Here is a 16853-nt window from a genome sequence, read left to right on the forward strand (position 1 = left end):
CTATGGGCGGCAAACTGGTCTATCGGCTTGCGTACACGACTCTTCTCGAACCCAGTGGCGGCCGACTTATATGACCTCGATCGACTACAAGCATTGGTAGGTTCGTTCTCCGCGAGGCTAATATAAGTAAGGTGAGACCCTTCTGAGAGATGCGTTCAGAAGGGGCGAGCGGGTTTGCTGTCGCTATTTCTGTAGCGGCTTGTTGCTTCCTGAGGGTCATCATATTCCGGAGAAGACGACCATGCATGGGATAATCGGCGAAACGCGAGAGCTCCAGGTACTCGAAACGCTAGAATCGAACGTCCGCTCGTACTCGCGTATATTTCCGGCTACATTCAACCGAGCGCGCGGCTCCATAATGTTGACGGACAGGGGCCGAAAAATCATTGATTTCTTTGCCGGAGCTGGCGCGTTAAACTATGGCCACAACAATCATGCGATCAAAGCGGCCATTATCGAGTATCTGAATTCGGACGCTGTCGTTCACGCGATCGATATGAGCACGACAGCAAAACTCGAATTCTTGAAGACCTTTAGCTCTATAGTACTTCAGGAGCGGAATCTTCGATATCGCGCTCAATTCACTGGGCCAACTGGCGCTAACGCGATCGAAGCGGCTCTAAAGCTCGCCCGGAAGGTCACGCGACGTAAGAACGTCATTTCATTTACCCGTGGCTATCACGGTATGAGTTTAGGAGCCATGGCCGCGACCGCTAATCAGTTTTATCGTGCGGGCAGCGGCGTATCTCTCTCTGGCGCGACTTTCGTACCCTTTGATGGCTATCTCGGGCCAGATTTCGATACGGCTGATTATCTACGGAACGTTCTGCTGGACAAAAGTAGTGGTGTCGATTCTCCCGCCGCCATTCTCGTTGAGACCGTCCAGGGAGAGGGGGGAATAAACGTAGCCAGCAAAGAATGGCTGCGGTCAATTCAGGCTATCGCGAGAGATGCAGGTGCACTCTTTGTCGTGGACGATATACAGATGGGCTGTGGCCGTACGGGCGAGTTCTTTAGCTTCCAGTTCGCAGAACTATCGCCAGACATCATCGTGATGTCTAAATCGCTGAGCGGCTATGGCCTTCCATTGTCGATGGTGCTGATCAAAGAAGGCTTGGACGTATGGGAGCCGGGAGAACACACGGGTACGTTTCGAGCTAACAATCTTGCTCTGGTATCGGCAACCGCAGCTATAAACACTTATTGGCGGAGCCAGACGTTTTCGGACGGCGTTAAGCGTATGGGGAATTTAATGCGCAGCCGACTTGACGCTATCGCATCGGAGTATGGAGGAGGGTTTTCCGTCCGAGGGCGGGGCATGGTTTGGGGATTTGACTGTCACAGCGCCGAAATTGCCCAGGCGACGGCACGTACGGCATTTGACGAGGGATTGATGATCGAACGATGCGGGCCGGATGATCAGGTCCTAAAAGTCATGCCCGCACTAACGATTGATCAAGAGCTACTAGAACAAGGACTTGATATATTAGAGAGGTCGTTGGCGGCTTCACTTAAATAGCTTCACCGTTGTAGGGTCGAGTACGGCTTTTAGGATGATCCGCCGAGCTCCTTGGTTTGCGGATCACTTGGCTGCAACCTACTAAGTATTCGACAAAGCGGCTAGGGACGTCGGCGCCAGGTAAGAGCGCCTCGATTTGCCTCTCAACGCGAGATGATGGGCCAAGAGTGTGACCGTCGTACAGAGCTTGTCCAGAGCCGTCACATAGACCACGGGGTTGCAACGTCGCCCAGTTGTGAACTTTGCGCACCATACGTCAAATAAAGGTCGCGCGGTCGACGCGGCCTCCTTAGGAAGTAGCGAATCGCATGAGCAGATCTGCCTGTCTTTCGTCGATGATTGTTGGACGGCGCTTAAATGGCCCAGCATCTCGTGTCGTTCGATCAGTGCGACTCGTCCAAGAGCTTGTACTCGCGGGCTTGACGAGGCCTGTCCAACTGTTGCCTCGGTGTTCCCCGCCAGATCAGGCAGTCGACGATAGATGAGCCATTGTCTTACCTAGAGTAATTCCTCGTATGTTTGTTCAAAGCCGAGGGGATAAGTGGCAAGGAACAAGGAATGAAAACCGTAATTGATCCGTTGAACGTCTCACGTTTTTTGCAAAAATATGACGCGGCCGCCGCTAAAAACGGAGTAAAGATCTCGCTAGGCTTCGATTTTGATGAATATATCTCGATTACGCAGGCTACTCCAACAAAGGGACGGACATATCCGAATTTTCGACCGGACCGTTCGCCAATTGAATTGGGCGAGGGATTTTGGATTGTGGGCGTCGATAGAAATAGCAACGTTGCTCTTTTGGAGGCCGCCCGACTGTACGATCTTTCCGGCAGCAACTTGGCCGAGCACCTCCAGTCTTTGAAGGCGTTTTTCGCGGACCCGGCTCTGCATGCACATCCTCAGGATCGTTGTCGCTGCACAGCGCCGAGCGCGAAGAAGATAACCGGTAAGGTAGCTTATCTTGGCGACCGTTGGATTCGCAACGACTTCAGAGGACTGGGGATGTCGAAGGTAATGGCGGGACTAGCACGCGGAGTGTCCTTGGCTATGTGGGCTCCGGACTTCCTATGTGCACTAGTCGCGCGCCAGCTATTGGAAAAAGGGGTGGTCTACGGATATTCTCATCACGAACCCGGCGGATCGATATTACAGTTGATCGGAGAGGACATCGTGGACGATGATTGCCTCGTTTGGCAAACAGGCGAGGAGTTGAAGAGCCTCGTTGATCGCGGAAGCGAGCTGACTTTGACGCCCTGATTTGTGCCTGCATGACCGAGTGTTAGGAATTCAATTCAATCTGTCGCCTGGGACTTGTCATTATTGGGCGATTGATCGAAATCGAGATGCGAGGCCGTGCGGGTCGACATCTGCCACTCGCCACAGATTCGTCGATCTACAGCGCCTCCGGTCAGGCTTCTACCATCCGGCGGATCACGTCCTGCAGCCTCTCTTTGCCGAGACAAATCGTCGACCAGCTTCTACTTCCTGCCGTTCTCCCCTTGGAGCTACTTGAACTCGTCCTAGGTCAGCGCGGGTGATCCCAGCTGTACAGCAGATATCCGCGACCAGATCCCGCGGCTAGCTCCCTTTTAGGATGGACATCTTCTCGGGCTGCCCTTACCTGCATGCGCTGAGACCACCATCGACGTATAGTATTTGCCCCGTCACAAAACGCGAGAGCTCCGATGCGAAGAAATGTACCGCGCCGGCGACATCGGCTGGCGTTGCCAGACGGCCGAAAGGAACATTCGCGGTAGCTTGCCTAAACGTCGATGCATCTTCGAGCGCCCTGTCGTTTTTTTGCGTCCGAACCCTGCCAGCAGCCACGCCGTTGACAGTAATCCCGTGCGGTCCCAGCTCCGTCGCATGCTGCTTTAGCAGAACAGCCAGTTCGCCTTTTGCCGCGCAAAAGGAGCTGTAGCCCCGATCCCGGAATTCAAGTGATGATCCAACCGAGAGGAGGTGGATTTGACTGCCGCCCCTACCAGCAATTTGATGCTTGGCCACTACTTGAGACAGGAACATCCCGGCTCGCAACGTTCTTGAGTAGACCTCATCAAAGACTCCTAAGGCCTCCTCTGTGACCTCGAGTAGCCTCTGCTCCTTATTGAAACCGAGGCAATTTGCTAGAATGTCAATCGAACCATGATGATGTACCAGTGAGCTTGAGAGTTCTCTGATTGCTTCAGTGTTGGTTGCGTCGAGCTCAAGGCCCTCCGCAAGATAGCCCCTGTCGCTTAATTGGTGAGCTAGCGCGCGTGCCTGGCCGCCGTTTCGCCCCGCAATGACGCTGATTGCTCCAGCAGCAGCGAGTGTTTCGGAGATTGTTGTGCCAACCGCTCCGTAACCACCGACGACGAATGCGACCTTGCCGCAAAGGTCCATCGAATGTTGAGTGTTGCCACATACGTCGAGCGTGGTCGTTCGCCTTCACTGATTTGACTAGACATGATGTGCGATTTCGTTGAGCTATCTCAAACGAATGATCCATTGCAAGCCATTCCATTTTGCGCGATGCCGCAGGGACTGCACCTGAGATCCCGCATCGCATCCGAGTCGACTGCACTTCGGTGTTTGATGGATGTCTCCTTCACGCACAACAAAGTGGAGAGGCTCCTGATATTGCGCAGTTCGAAAGGTTCAAAGGGATTGATGCAGGCGTAATGGTCGTTGATGGCTTCGCTTCTGAAGGAAAGTTGACGGATGGGAACAATGCGAGCTGCGTGTAGCCCAAGTCCGGGCCGGCGCCCGCTCTCTGCCGGAAGCGTTGCCGGGTCCAGTAGCAAACCTTAGTAGGCGAGCTCGAGGATGCCGGCATCGGCATTCACACCTAAGCTCAACGCATACTGCAGGCAGGGAGCAGCGGTGTTATGCTGGATCTGGCCTGAATGTCCGGCAGCGTTTGAACGCACGAGTTCACATTGAACGGGATCGATGGCGCGAGGCGCGCTTAACCGTCTATGCCAGGATGATTGTCGACGTTTTGGACCCTGAATCGCCGGAAAGCTACCTATTACCGCTTTATGCGGCGCACCCGCAACTGCGGTCCAACTCCGGTCATCGCCCGGCCAAATGACTTACGTCGGCCGCGCGATTGGCAAGCTATGTTGAACGTCGATTGTCATTCTGGGGTGCACCTTACGAGCCGCATCTTTTCACCTCCAAGAGGCCTCAACCATGTAAAGCTAAGGAATGTGATCCAACCCGATCACTTCCAACAGGAAGGCAGCCGGCCAGCTCTTTCAATGGACGCCCCGCTCTCGCGACAACGAACGGCCTTCACGGTGTCTGCCGCCACCGCCGGAGCGGAGTTGCCCCAGGAATTCCGGATATAGGTAACGACCGCAGCAATCTCACCATCGGTCAGGCGGAAGCCGAGAGAGGGCATTGCAGGTGGAGTGGGCTGCTTGTCGCTGGCCGCTGCTCGTCCGCCGGCGATGACGACGTGGATCACCGAGGTCGGATCGTCCTGAGTAACTACGCCATTGCCAACAAGGTTCGGAAAGATCGGCTCGATGCCGCCCCCGTTTCGAGTGTGGCAGGCCGAGCAGGTGTCTATGAAGATGGCTTCGCCCGCCTGCATTAGCGGATCTGAAGCGGCTAGCGGCTCGGATGCAGGGGGGGCGGTCGCACCGCGCTCCTCTAGGTGGACCGCGATAGCTTTAAGGTCGGCCTCCGGCATTGTCGATGTGGAGTTCTCGATTACGTCTTTCATTGGGCCTGAAGCGACGCTTGCAGCCGTTTGTCCCGTACTCAGATATCGCACGATCTCGTCGATTGACAATTTGCCCAAACCGGCATGCAAAGGACGCATGTTGAGAGGAGACGGCAACGTATTGCGATTGGCCCGATTGGTGATGGGAGCGAGTGTCGGCAAGTAGGCATTGATGGCGTCGAGATCGACGCGGGTCACCTTGTTGTAATAGGCATAGGGAAAAGCCGGATTCAGATCATCGCCGCTCGGCCGTCTCCCCTCATTCATAGCGCGGACAAAATCATCAGATGACCAGCTATCAATGCCGGCCGTATCGTCCGGCGTAATGTTCGGGGCAATGATCTGTCCAAAGGGCGTTTGCAGTGGGAGCCACTCGCCAAATGGCGTCCCACCGGGGGAGGTGTGACGGGCGACAGAATCGCGTGAGATCACCAGCGCCTTGCCGCGCATAAGGTCTACATAATGGTCAGATTCAGCAGCCACCACATTCACAAATAGCAGTAGAAATCCTACGGCCTGGCGGAGTCGGACCGCCACTCTCTTTACAATCCGCTTCATGCCTGCACCAAGGGGCGCGGCGACTTCATATACTCGAAGATGGCGTCCAGCGCCCAATAGGTTAGGGCGCCAACGGTGCCCGTCGGATTGTAGCCTGGGTTTTGAGGAAACGCCGAGGCGCCCATCACGAAGACATTGTGGACGTCCCAGGACTGCAGGTACCGGTTAAGCGCGCTGGTGCTCGGATGGCTACCAAACACGGCGCCTCCTGTGTTGTGAGTGGATCGGTAAGGCACCACCGACCAAGCGCCGTTAAGGCGGTTGACCTGTGTGGCTTTGGCCCCCATGGCTTTTGCGATCTCGTCACAGCGGGCGGCCATCCAATTCGCCATCTTTCGCTCATTGTCTTGGTAATCGAAGGTCATGCGCAGCAATGGACGGCCAATCCGGTCTTTATAAGTCGGATCAAGATCGAGGTAATTGTTGCGATAGCTCATGACACTGCCCTGCGCGTCGACATTAGCCACCTTCAGATAGTTGTCGTGAACCGCCTTCTTCCAGGCGCTACCCCAACTCGGCGTGCCGCGTGGCACCGGGTGGTAGAGGATCGGCCGTCCGTTGCTGCAGGCGCACGTAATGGAGGCGCCTCCTACAAAGCCGTGTGCGTCATGGTCAAAATTATCGCAGTTGTAGTCGTCCAACGCTTGGCCGAGGCCGCCTGCGGCTCCGAACGGATTGAATATGGCTCTGTCGAAAAAACCTGTCGAACCGGTGGCGGTCTGATACGTATAGTTGCGGCCGACCACGCCTTCGTCTCTCGCCTGATCATACGGTTTGCCGATGCCTGATAATAGTAAGAGGCGAACGTTAAAGAGGCTGTAGGCGCAGACCAGCACGAGATCCGCGGGCTGTTCCCACTCTTGACCATCGGCCTCAACATAGGTCACTCCGGTCGCCATTTTGCCGCCTACACAAAGGTTGATCTTAGTCACCTCGCAATCCGTGCGGGCTTCAAAGGTGGGCTCGCGGACTAGCGCCGGGAGAACGCAGGTCTGCGGCGAGGCCTTCGAATATGTCCCGCAGCCGAACCGCTCACAGAAGCCGCAATAGGTGCACGGGGCCAAAGTGCAGCCGTAAGTATTGGTGTAGGCCACCGAAATACATGCCGACGGTAATGGAAATGGGTGTAGGCCAAGTTCGACTGCAGCACGGGTGAACAACTCCTGCGCATAGCCTTGCTTCATCGGTGGCGTTGGGTATTCGCGCGAGCGCGGGCCTTCGAAGGGATTGCCGACAGCGTTTATTTTGCCTTTGAGATTGCCGGCTTTGCCCGAAATGCCTGTCATGCGCTCGAACTTGTCATAATAGGGCTCAAGCTCGTCGTAAGAAACTGGCCAGTCCTGGATATCATTCCCGTAAGGCAGGCTCTTGTTGCCATAGCGCTCAGTCAAGTGGCGACGGAGGCGGAAATCGTCTGGTAGGAAGCGCCAGGTCTGGCCACCCCAATGCATGCCGCTACCACCGACCCCGTTACCGGGCAGGAAACTGCCCCATTTGCGAATTGGCAACGCGGTCTGCGCAGGATTGTTGCGCATAGTTTGCGTTTCCTGCCTGGGGCGCAGGAAGAATTCATGCCGCACGGCATACCGCAATTCATCCGGCACCGTGCCGATATTGAACTCCGTAGCGGTATTGCGCCATGGGCCTCGTTCGATTGCAACCACTTCGCGACCGGCACGGGACAGCTCGTAAGCGAGGATCGATCCAGTCCAGCCCAGACCGATGATAACGACGTCCTTTCGGGGAAGACGGCGGGCCATCAGCGGCTCCCCCAGGCAGGACGGCCCTGCAACCCGACCGGCGGTAGCTCGTAGCGCTTGTTCGGTTTCTCCATCACGTCTCGATAATCGTAGCGAGCACCGGGGAAGCCAACGAGGTCCCAGCCTATCATCTCGCGGTTGCCGCCATAGATCGGATCGGCGAAATAACCTTCAATGGCGTTAGTGTGAATGGCTGAGAACAGCATCTGACTATCGAAATTCTGGAACTGAACCTCGCCCTGTTCCATCGCGTGAATTAAACTGTCCTGCCTCTCACAGCTGAGCTCGGCAAAGCCGCGCCCTCCATAGGTCTCGCTGCAATAGCGATCGAGAGCGGCGAGCCCTAACCGATACTGCTGGCGAGGTGTCATCGGCGATTGCAGTCCCTGGCTCGGCAGTGGCGTTTCCGAAAATGGTCCTTGCATGTACAGTGAATCATGACCGCCATACGGCCCGGTCAGCTGACGATCGATAAACGTCGTGACGCCGGCGTCCTTAGCGCCGGCGCCGAGTTCGTCAGTCGGAATTAGACGATCCACGAACGCATCGACAATGGCAGCCTCCTTTGCGGTGAAGAACAAATATCCCCCGGATACGACTGGCGTCACCGGATCGGCCTTATTGGGCTCCCAAGGCAAGGCCTTCGTCATCACCCGCGCGCTTGCCCCCCCCATGGTGATAAAAAGAGACGCACCCGCTAGCAAACTCCTGCGCGTTACGTGAGCGTTTCCATGCTTCCCTTGGAGGGGCCCAATGGGAGGCAAGGGATAATCATCGGACAAATCTCTCATCTTGATCCGGCCTCGCAGGTGTAATCGGTGACAGCCGCTTCTGCTGTAGAGTCCCAGGAAATCATGCATCCGGCCACAGAATGTCTGATCGCAACTAGCTCCACATGAGCAGACACTGTTTGATTTGTGGGATGCGACTACGGTTACTTTCGAGCAGCGGCTTAGTGGAGCAGGAAATCTCCGCTTCACGCCCGAGCGCTTGAGTGGCGATAGCACGCAGCGTTTTGGGACGACGATGCGGATTGCCGGCGTCAAGCATGTTGCAGCGGCGTATTTCGTCCGATTGCTCGAAGCGAGGGGCGTGGTGGGTTACAAGCTGTGGCCTGGTGTCCATTGGTTGGCATGACGGTGGGCTCAAGCTCCTAACGTGGACATTCGCACGCGCCAGTTGATCGGATTGGTCGGATGTTTTCATTCTTCCCACTCTCTCCTACCAGTGACGCCCGTGCCGCCGGCAAAGGGCGCTTCAAACTAGAAGTATCGAGCAGATGAGTATCTCTGTTTGGAGGCCAAGTCGGTACTACTAGATCGAGTAGAGCCGGTCCGGCCAGTCGACGTTCGGTGTCCAAAAGTGCTCCCCACCTTGCATGAAAGGGCATAATCCCGAACACCGTCTGGCACGAGCGCAACTAGAGATTATGGAGTACTTGATCTAGAAAGCTCGCGCTCTGAGTCAGGATCTCGTAGAGCTTTACGTTGTATTGAGCGCGCCGCCAGATGCTTTAGATCAGAGCTTAAGCATTTGATCCTGACGCTTCGTCCAGTTCCCTGCCTTCTACTGGGTGCCGGCGCCGAAGCATGATACCCTTCAGCGTGGCTTGATCCATCTGACCCCACAGGCGCTGAGAGCGGCCAACAATTTGGGGGGGGCTGCCAGCGATCGAGCTAGCATTGAAGGACTGCGATAAGTTGCGGGTCCACACGAGGTGGTGCAGACCGGCATTCATCGTCCAACCGCCAATACGTTGCTAGGTGATGAGGTCCGCGTCGTCACACGCCTGGTCCGCCGTCTCGCCAAAGCCCTGCTATTGCGAAGAATCAAGGGGTTTTGTGTCCGTACACGCTCAGCGCGGTGGCGTATGTCCAGGTCCAGCGTATCACGAGGAGGCAGCGTCACGACCAGCAGGCTCGCATATACCGGCTGCTCATCGACATTGGCGAGCGTTGGAAACGCACGCACTGGGCTCGACGAACCCGCGCGATCCGTGCTCAAGACGTCTGCGCCGACGTAGCCATCAAAGAACCGCGCGCAGGTCGAAGACTTCTGCCAGCTGGCAAGTCGTGTCATTGATCAGGCACGTCGCCGTGTGATGCTTGGTGAGCAGCTCGTTACCGACGAGAACTATTGCATCTTGGAACCTCATGGCGACCTGATCAAGCGCGGTAAGGTTCGCATGCTGGTCGAGTTTGGTCACAAGATCTACCTCGCCGAAAGCGCAGCGGGCCTGATCACGCAGTACGTTGGGCAATCCATCGGACGACGCCCACGTGGCATTTTCTCTCGAGCGCCACAGGCAGTCCTGGGTCGGAGCTCCGAATTCTAGCGATCGCCTTCTTGCCTCAGCCTGCACATGCCGTTCATGCTCAAGTAGATCCACTCAGATTAATTCACGTCACCGCTTGTCTCGATAGCGATGGCTACTGACTGCATAATAGCAGCAAAACGTACGGCAGTCTGGATCTCCGTTGGACTGAACCACTCCTGCTGCAGAGCTGTTTCGTGCTCGTCCATGAGGGCGCCGCAGCCATTGATAGCCGAGATGGCCAGTGACCATAGCTCGAGATCGCCCCTGTCAACGTTCGAACTCTCGATGAGGTCTTGCCGGAGCCGCGCAGGCATCTTCCTGTATTCCAGGTTTGACGCGAGTTGAACAAAGGGATTGTAGACGTTGTTCATCGCGATCAAGAAAGCCGCGGATTTAACAGCAGCGATGGCATCTGGCGTCATTACAGATCTAGCCTCGCATTCCATCGCGGAAATGATCTTGTGATTGCGAGTCGCAATCGCGACGGCTAGCAATAGACTGCACTTGCACTTTGGCGTAAGTGTCTCGTCGGCCAACATAGCCGCTAGGTTAGTCCTAACGTCTTTGGCAAAATCCGGTATCTGGTCCTTTAACTCGTTCATCAACATGATGTCTCTCACTCGACTTTCAGAGCGTCTCGCGACCGGCTGTTTACAGCGCCAGGAGCCGCTTTTCGGAAGCAGGTGATGCGGGAGCGGCAGCTATTCTGGCGTCGTTCACTGCTGTTGTAGTCCTTCGAACATGCTGCCCAATCTTAATGCCATCGTCCTCTTGATGAGATAGTCAGATGACGGAGCGTTTACTTGCTGGTCCCGCAGAACTGTTTCGGGGCGCGCGTCGCTAACAAGCACCGCAACCGCTCATCCGTGTCCCATTAGCCGCTATTTTCACCTCGGCGTTCCTTACCCACCCTCTCGAAACAGGCTCTGTCTCGTCTTCTCGTGGAGGTCCGGACTGGAGTTGCGTCTTTGACATCAATTGAAGTCACCTGGGTTCGAGAAACAGGAATATCGATCCGAGATTTCACTGGAAGTACGGTTTCAGCTCACCACCAGCAAAATTTATGCCGGCAGGCGCGCCGATGGTGCGGTGCCAACATGTGACTGCAACGTCGAGTGTTGGCTTCGAGCTATTCGGTTGTAGCCCAGCGAGCAGATGGAGTTCGGGGAAGGTCTTGCTGGTATTGTGACCTTGCCCCCATATGTGGAACGGCCCGCGAGGCAAGAGCTTTTTCAGTCGATTTCACACATTGGAACGGTGCGGTCATATGTCCGGCCTTTGCGCGCGGCACAATAAGGCCGCTGGCCTCGATGAGATCCGCGGAACGAGGAGCTAAATCAAGTTTACGCGCTTGAGCGCATTGGGGGCAATAGCTTCACTCGTTTCGGGGTTTCGTCCCAGGGTTCATCGCCTGTTGTTGCACCTCGCCCTCTGCCGGCCTGCGCCGGTCAGATCGTTTTGGCGGTCACTGCGTCACCGCGGCAATCGCCAATGGGTCGGGACGCCGATAAATTCCGCCCTTGTTCAGGAGCGCCCAGATGATCCGCGCCGTCTTATTGGCCTGCGCGACGGCGGCAACCTTGAAGGGGCGTCTGGCGAGAAGCGCCTTCAGCCACGGCCGCGCCCGAACGTCGTTTCGGACAAGCCGCAAGACGGCCGTTGCCCTGACAACGAGGAGAGAGCGGAGTTCTGGATTTCCCATCTTCGATATTCGTCCCAACCGCTCTTTGCCTCCGCTTGAATGAGGCCGCGGCGTCAATCCCAGCCAGGCGGCAAAGTGGCGAGCCGACTTGAACCCGCCGGGATCCGGCACAAGCGCTTTGATGGTCGCCGCCGTAATGGCGCCGACGCCAGGGATCGTGGTCAACCGACGCATGTCCTCGTCGTGCTTGGCCTCCGCGACGATTGCGCGCTCGAGCCTCTCGATCTGGTCGGCTGAAGCTTCAATCTCGTCGGCAATAGCCATCAGCGCGAAGCGCGCTGCTGCGGGCAGGCGTGCATCTGTCTCATCCCGTATGATTGCGACCAGCGCCTCAACCTTTGCCAGGCCGGCGGTGGCGATGATCCCCAATTCTGCGAGATGCGCGCGCAACGCGTTGACCGACTGCGTTCGCTGCCGCACTAGAAGAGCGCGGGTCTTCAGCACCATCGCGGCAGCCTGTTGCTCAGCCGTCTTAATCGGCACGAAGCGCATGGTCTTTCGGGTCACCGCTTCGCTGATGGCCTCAGCGTCCGCCGCATCCGTCTTGCCACGCTTGACGAAGGGTTTGACATAAGCCGGCGGAATGAGCCGGACCTCATGACCGAGAGCTGCGATCTCGCGCGCCCAATAGTGGGCGCTACCGCATGCTTCCATCCCCACCAGGCATGCTGGCAGCTTCTCAAAGAAACGCAGAACTTCGCTGCGCCGTAGCTTCCGGTTGAACACGGGTGAGCCCTCGGCATCCGCCCCGTGAACCTGGAAAACGTGCTTGGCCAGATCCAGCCCGATGGTGATAACCTGTTTCACGGAACGGTCCCTCCTTTGTGGCGTTCGAACAACGACCACGTTCTAGCACTTTGATGCTGTTGGAGCGGGCCGTTCCACCACATCAAGTTTTATCCAGTCCTGAGTTCGCCCCGGCTGTTGGATTTGCCCGGTTGGGCGGTGGTAGCGACGGGAGCTGGCGCGGAGCCCTCGGCATAGCGCAGCGCCAGATCCCGGCGCGGATCGCAGGTGAAGGCGAACTCGGACGGCGTCTTCCATCCGAGCCGCGAGTGTGGTCGTGCGTCGTTGTAATCGGTCCGCCAGCATCGGAGCGCGACGCGGGCATGGGCCAGCGACGTGAACAGCGTCTCGTTCAACAATTCATCCCGCAGCCGGCCATTGATGGGGAAGACGGCCCCGCTCCCTCCGCGCCGGCGATATACTGGCGATGGATGGACGAACCCGGTAACAGGAGCAATTCACCATGGAAATCGCGACAATTGGGTTGGATATTTCGAAGCACGTATTTCACATCCATGCAGTTGATGGCCAAGGCCAAGTGGCCGGTCGCCAACGCCTCCGGCGAGGCGAGATCGTGTCGTTCTTCTCCTCGCTCGCACCTTGCCTAGTCGGCATTGAGGCCTGTGCGACTGCTCACCACTGGGCGCGGGAGATTCGGCAGTTTGGACACGATGTGAGATTGATCCCGCCAGCCTATGTTAAACCCTACCTACGAAGAGGAGCCAAGAATGACGCCGCTGACGCGGCCGCGATCTGCGAAGCGGTCACCCGTCCCAATATGCGGTTCGTTCCAATCAAGAGCGTTGAGAACCAGGGCTTCTTGATGCTTCATCGTGCAAGAGGCTTGTTGGTCCGCCAACGAACCATGACAGCCTGCGCGATTCGGGCTCACTTTGCTGAGTTCGGAATCATTGTCGGGCAAGGCCGGCAACGGGTGGATGGTCTGGTGGACTTGTTGGATGACGAGGAACTGACACTACCGGCCCACGCCCGCATCGCACTAGCCATCCTTGTGAACCAACTGAAGGAATTGGACCGGCAGGTCGAGGCCATTGAGCGCGAGCTCACTCAGATCCAGCGAGTAAATCCGATGGCGAAGTTGCTGTCCTCAATTCCCGGGATCGGTCCCATAACGGCCACGGCTCTCGCCGCGACCGTACCGGACGCAACAATGTTCCGCTCCGGGCGGGAGTTCGCGGCCTGGCTTGGCCTGACGCCTAAGCAGAATTCCACCGGCGGGAAGGATCGGCTCGGCCGGATTACGAAACAGGGCGATTCCTATCTCAGGCACTTGCTTGTCATCGGAGCACGTAACGTCGTTCGGTACCCAAAGGCTCGCTCCCGGGTTGGAGGCGGCTGGATCGAAGCCCTGCTTGAACGGCGTCGGCCGATGGTCGTCGCCATCGCCGTTGCCAACAAGTTGGCCCGGATCGTCTGGGCGATGATGACGACCGGGGAATTCTATCGGCCTAAGCTCGCGGCCTGACTTTCCGCGTATGTTGGCCACCTTATGGTGTGAGGGCAAATGACAGCATGATGGACACCGGCGGAGCTGGGGATCGAGCAAGCCCGCGACCCGTTGATGAGGCCTCGATCCGCGATCTCCATCAGGGCCAGCGACCATGGCATCGGTCGCACCAACAGGCCGGATACATGAACGCACCCGACCGGTATCTAAAGTGCTGCTGAAATCCCTTGCATCCGCGGGGCCGTCTATACATGAAGCTCTCGATAAAGGCATTCTGCATGGGCTTGCCCGGCGCGATGTAGTGCCATGCAACACGGCTCTGATCGGCCCATGTCAGGATGGCGTTGCTGGTGAACTCGCTGCCGTTGTCGCTGACCACCATCTTCGGCTTGCCGCGTTCCATCAGCAGCCGGTCCAGCTCCCGCGCCACACGGGTGCCGGAGAGCGAGGTGTCGGCTACCAGCGCCAGGCACTCGCGGGTGCAATCATCGACCACGGTGAGGATACGGAAGCGGCGGCCATCGGTGAGCTGATCCGACACGAAGTCGAGCGACCAGCGGTCGTTCGGCGCCATCGGCACCATCATCGGCGCCCGGGTCCCGATCGCCCGCTTGCGGCCGCCGCGGCGGCGCACCGCAAGCCTCTCTTCCCGGTAGAGCCGGAACAGCTTCTTGTGGTTGATCAGATAGCCTTCCCGCTTGAGCAGAACATGGAGGCGCCGATAGCCGAAGCGGCGGCGCTCCTGGGCGATCGCCTTCATGCGCTGGCGAACGCCGGCTTCGTCCGCCCGGGTCGTCCGGTATCTCATGGTCATGCGGCAGCAGCCGATGGCTTTACACGCCCGCCGTTCACTCATCCCGTGGGCAGCCACGAGATGCGCGACAGCCTTCCGCTTGGCCGCGGGCGTCACCACTTCTTTCCCAAGAGGTCCTTCAACGCCGCATTGTCCAGCATGGAGTGGGCCAGCAGCCGTTTCAGTCGCGTGTTCTCGTCCTCCAGCGTCTTTAGCCGCTTGGCCTCCGACACCTCCATGCCACCGAACTTGGCCTTCCATTTGTAGATGCTGGCGTCGCTGACGCCATGCTTGCGGCACAGATCGGCGACCGACACGCCGGCCTCATGCTCCTTCAAAATCCCGATGATCTGCTCGTCCGAAAAGCGGCTGCGCTTCATGCTCTGGTCCTTGTCGTGGACCAGAGCGAACTTCAAACTGGATTAAGCCCGTGGGGCAAGGTCAGCAGCGCCGTGGATGAGACCCAGAGTATCGATCGATTTCTTGCGATTGCCAGTTGCTGAATGAGACCAACAGCGGGATCTGGACGTCGAAGTTGCAACAAACGAGATGCTAGCGGCCGCACTGTCGCTCTCGCACACGGTTTGGAGAGTCTAGCTTGGCGTTCGCAATTGTCGTCCTTCAGACAAAGGGGGCCGCACGTATGCTGATTCACGCGCGCTTCATGGAAGAGCTGCCGGGAGTATCACCCCCCGCGTCGCGAGCTAGGCTGCTTTGTTTTTCGAGCATGTCTCAGGCGCCTGGCTTCCGAGCAAAGCTCGTCAGCTAGGATTATGTGCGGCTCTCAAATAGTTCAGGGTGAGACCGAGACGAGCGAGAAAAAGCGTAATGCCCGAGTGGGGGCGTACATACAATTCGCCTCCTACATTGTAGCATTTGAGCCTGCCATCGACGGGCGGGAACAGCCTCGAAGATTTTGAACTGGCTGATTGGTGGTTTTCGCCAAATATGCATCTTAGCGTCCTCTTGTCTCGCTGCGCGCTACTCAGGGCGAGAGCCTCAGCCGAGGGCGATTCAGCCGGCCAATCGTGCTCCGCGCACAGACAACGATGATGCGTGCCGCGCTATCAAGGCGTAACGGCCTATGACGCGCACGCGCCGTATTCCGTGAGTGGCATGAGGCTTGCTGGATGATGGGCGGGGCCCAAGGTTTCGGACCTCCGATGACTGCGACCTGAGTCCTGAAGTCACGAGCTGCGGCTAGCGGTCCAGACATTGGTACCTGGCCGTGACAGGTCAGCCTTTGAAAGGGAGAAGATGCATGAATTCCGAGGTGTTTATCACCTGCGCTCTCACGGGCGGCGGAGGAAAACCGGACACCACGAATGTGCCCATAACCCCGGAGCAGATCGCTGACTCTGCAATCGCTGCGGCTCGGGCCGGGGCGGCTGTGGTGCATATCCACGTGCGCGATCCCGAGACTGGGCAAGGTTCGCGTGATCCGCTGCTGTATCGAGAAGTGGTGCGGCGCATTCGAATGTCGAATGTGAACCCGGTGATCAACCTGACTACGGGGATGGGATGCGGTCTCGTGCTGGGTGGGCCGGAGTCTCCGCTGCCGCCAACGGCCGGTACGGACATGGCGGGCGCGCTCGAGCGTTTGGTGCACATCGAAGAGTTGCGCCCCGAGATCTGCACCTTGGATTGCGGCACCTTAAACTACGGCACTCGCGACGAGTTGATCGTAGTTAATACGCCCGCGACAGTACGTAAGATGGCGGCACACCTACAGAAGATTGGAGTGCGCCCTGAGCTCGAGGTGTTTGACACTGGAGATCTCGTGTTAGTCGCGGAGTTGATCAAAGATGGCTTGATTGACGATCCGCCAATGATCCAGCTGTGCATGGGAATTCCTTATGGAGCGCCAAGCGATCCGATCACATTGATGGCGATGGTAAACCGCCTGCCGCCGCGCGCTATTTACTCTGCCTTTTCGATTGGACGAATGCAGTTCCCGTACGCAGCATTGGCGCCGTTCTTTGGCGCAAATGTACGGGTAGGGTTAGAGGACAACCTTTACCTCTCCCGTGGGCGGCTCGCGACCAACGCCGAACTCGTACAGCGCGCGGTCGAAATACTCGAACGTATCGGTGTACGAGTAATGAGCTCGGATCAGGTTCGCGAAAAGCTCGCGCTCACAGGTGGTAGAAGCCGATCTTCAACTCCAGCAGATCAGAAGTGACCGACCTGCTGCGCATTGTTTCCCGGGAGCGGCAACATGGCGCTCGCGCTTGG

Annotated in this window: 11 protein-coding genes and 2 pseudogenes; 4 read left to right on the forward strand and 9 right to left on the reverse strand. The window is 57.5% G+C overall.

Going from position 1 to position 16853, the window contains the following annotated elements; translation table 11 throughout:
• Positions 1-241: 241 nt before the first annotated feature.
• The gene (gene ectB, locus AB7008_RS09620; protein ID WP_441258774.1) at positions 242-1519 is read left to right on the forward strand and encodes a diaminobutyrate--2-oxoglutarate transaminase; all 1278 of its coding nucleotides are present in this window, start codon (positions 242-244) and stop codon (positions 1517-1519) included.
• A 558-nt stretch (positions 1520-2077) separates the two neighbouring features.
• Entirely contained in the window at positions 2078-2776 is a 699-nt protein-coding gene (locus AB7008_RS09625; RefSeq protein WP_441258775.1) for a hypothetical protein, read from the forward strand.
• Positions 2777-3136: 360 nt separating this feature from the next.
• Here AB7008_RS09625 and AB7008_RS09630 read toward each other — a convergent pair whose 3' ends face one another.
• From AB7008_RS09630 to AB7008_RS09665, 8 genes and pseudogenes are all read right to left on the reverse strand, one after another.
• On the reverse strand, positions 3137-3904 hold the full coding sequence (locus AB7008_RS09630; protein WP_441258776.1) for an SDR family NAD(P)-dependent oxidoreductase: 768 nt from the start codon (positions 3902-3904) through the stop codon (positions 3137-3139).
• 823 nt (positions 3905-4727) lie between these two features.
• Complete coding sequence (locus AB7008_RS09635) at positions 4728-5792, reverse strand: c-type cytochrome (protein WP_441258777.1); 1065 nt, start codon at positions 5790-5792, stop codon at positions 4728-4730.
• Positions 5789-7552 carry a GMC family oxidoreductase gene (locus AB7008_RS09640; RefSeq protein WP_441258778.1) on the reverse strand — a complete coding sequence of 588 codons (1764 nt, stop codon included), beginning with the start codon at positions 7550-7552 and terminating at the stop codon, positions 5789-5791. The genes AB7008_RS09635 and AB7008_RS09640 overlap by 4 nt, the downstream gene beginning before the upstream one ends.
• Complete coding sequence (locus tag AB7008_RS09645; protein WP_370115759.1) at positions 7552-8202, reverse strand: gluconate 2-dehydrogenase subunit 3 family protein; 651 nt, start codon at positions 8200-8202, stop codon at positions 7552-7554. Before AB7008_RS09645 ends, AB7008_RS09640 begins: the two co-directional genes overlap by 1 nt.
• A 1376-nt stretch (positions 8203-9578) precedes the next feature.
• Positions 9579-9758 carry a hypothetical protein gene (locus AB7008_RS09650; RefSeq protein ID WP_441258779.1) on the reverse strand — a complete coding sequence of 60 codons (180 nt, stop codon included), beginning with the start codon at positions 9756-9758 and terminating at the stop codon, positions 9579-9581.
• A gap of 188 nt (positions 9759-9946) precedes the next feature.
• Positions 9947-10477, reverse strand: a complete 531-nt coding sequence (locus tag AB7008_RS09655; protein ID WP_370115755.1) for a carboxymuconolactone decarboxylase family protein — start codon at positions 10475-10477, stop codon at positions 9947-9949.
• 857 nt (positions 10478-11334) lie between these two features.
• Entirely contained in the window at positions 11335-12378 is a 1044-nt protein-coding gene (locus AB7008_RS09660) for an IS110 family transposase (RefSeq protein ID WP_370115753.1), read from the reverse strand.
• An 89-nt stretch (positions 12379-12467) separates the two neighbouring features.
• A pseudogene (locus tag AB7008_RS09665) lies at positions 12468-12737 on the reverse strand (integrase core domain-containing protein); the annotation flags it as partial.
• A gap of 83 nt (positions 12738-12820) precedes the next feature.
• On the opposite strand from AB7008_RS09665, the gene AB7008_RS09670 reads away from it, so the two are divergent.
• Complete coding sequence (locus tag AB7008_RS09670) at positions 12821-13843, forward strand: IS110 family transposase (protein ID WP_038937504.1); 1023 nt, start codon at positions 12821-12823, stop codon at positions 13841-13843.
• A 235-nt stretch (positions 13844-14078) separates the two neighbouring features.
• On the opposite strand, the pseudogene AB7008_RS09675 reads toward AB7008_RS09670, so the two are convergent.
• Positions 14079-14998, reverse strand: a pseudogene (locus tag AB7008_RS09675) (IS3 family transposase); the annotation flags it as partial.
• An 881-nt stretch (positions 14999-15879) separates the two neighbouring features.
• Between AB7008_RS09675 and AB7008_RS09680 the strand changes: the two are divergent.
• Positions 15880-16800: a 3-keto-5-aminohexanoate cleavage protein gene (locus AB7008_RS09680; RefSeq protein WP_049803137.1), complete on the forward strand. Its 921-nt coding sequence runs from the start codon at positions 15880-15882 to the stop codon at positions 16798-16800.
• Positions 16801-16853 lie beyond the last annotated feature (53 nt).

It is taken from the genome of Bradyrhizobium sp. 521_C7_N1_3, from assembly GCF_052075975.1.
GTDB lineage: Bacteria > Pseudomonadota > Alphaproteobacteria > Rhizobiales > Xanthobacteraceae > Bradyrhizobium > Bradyrhizobium japonicum.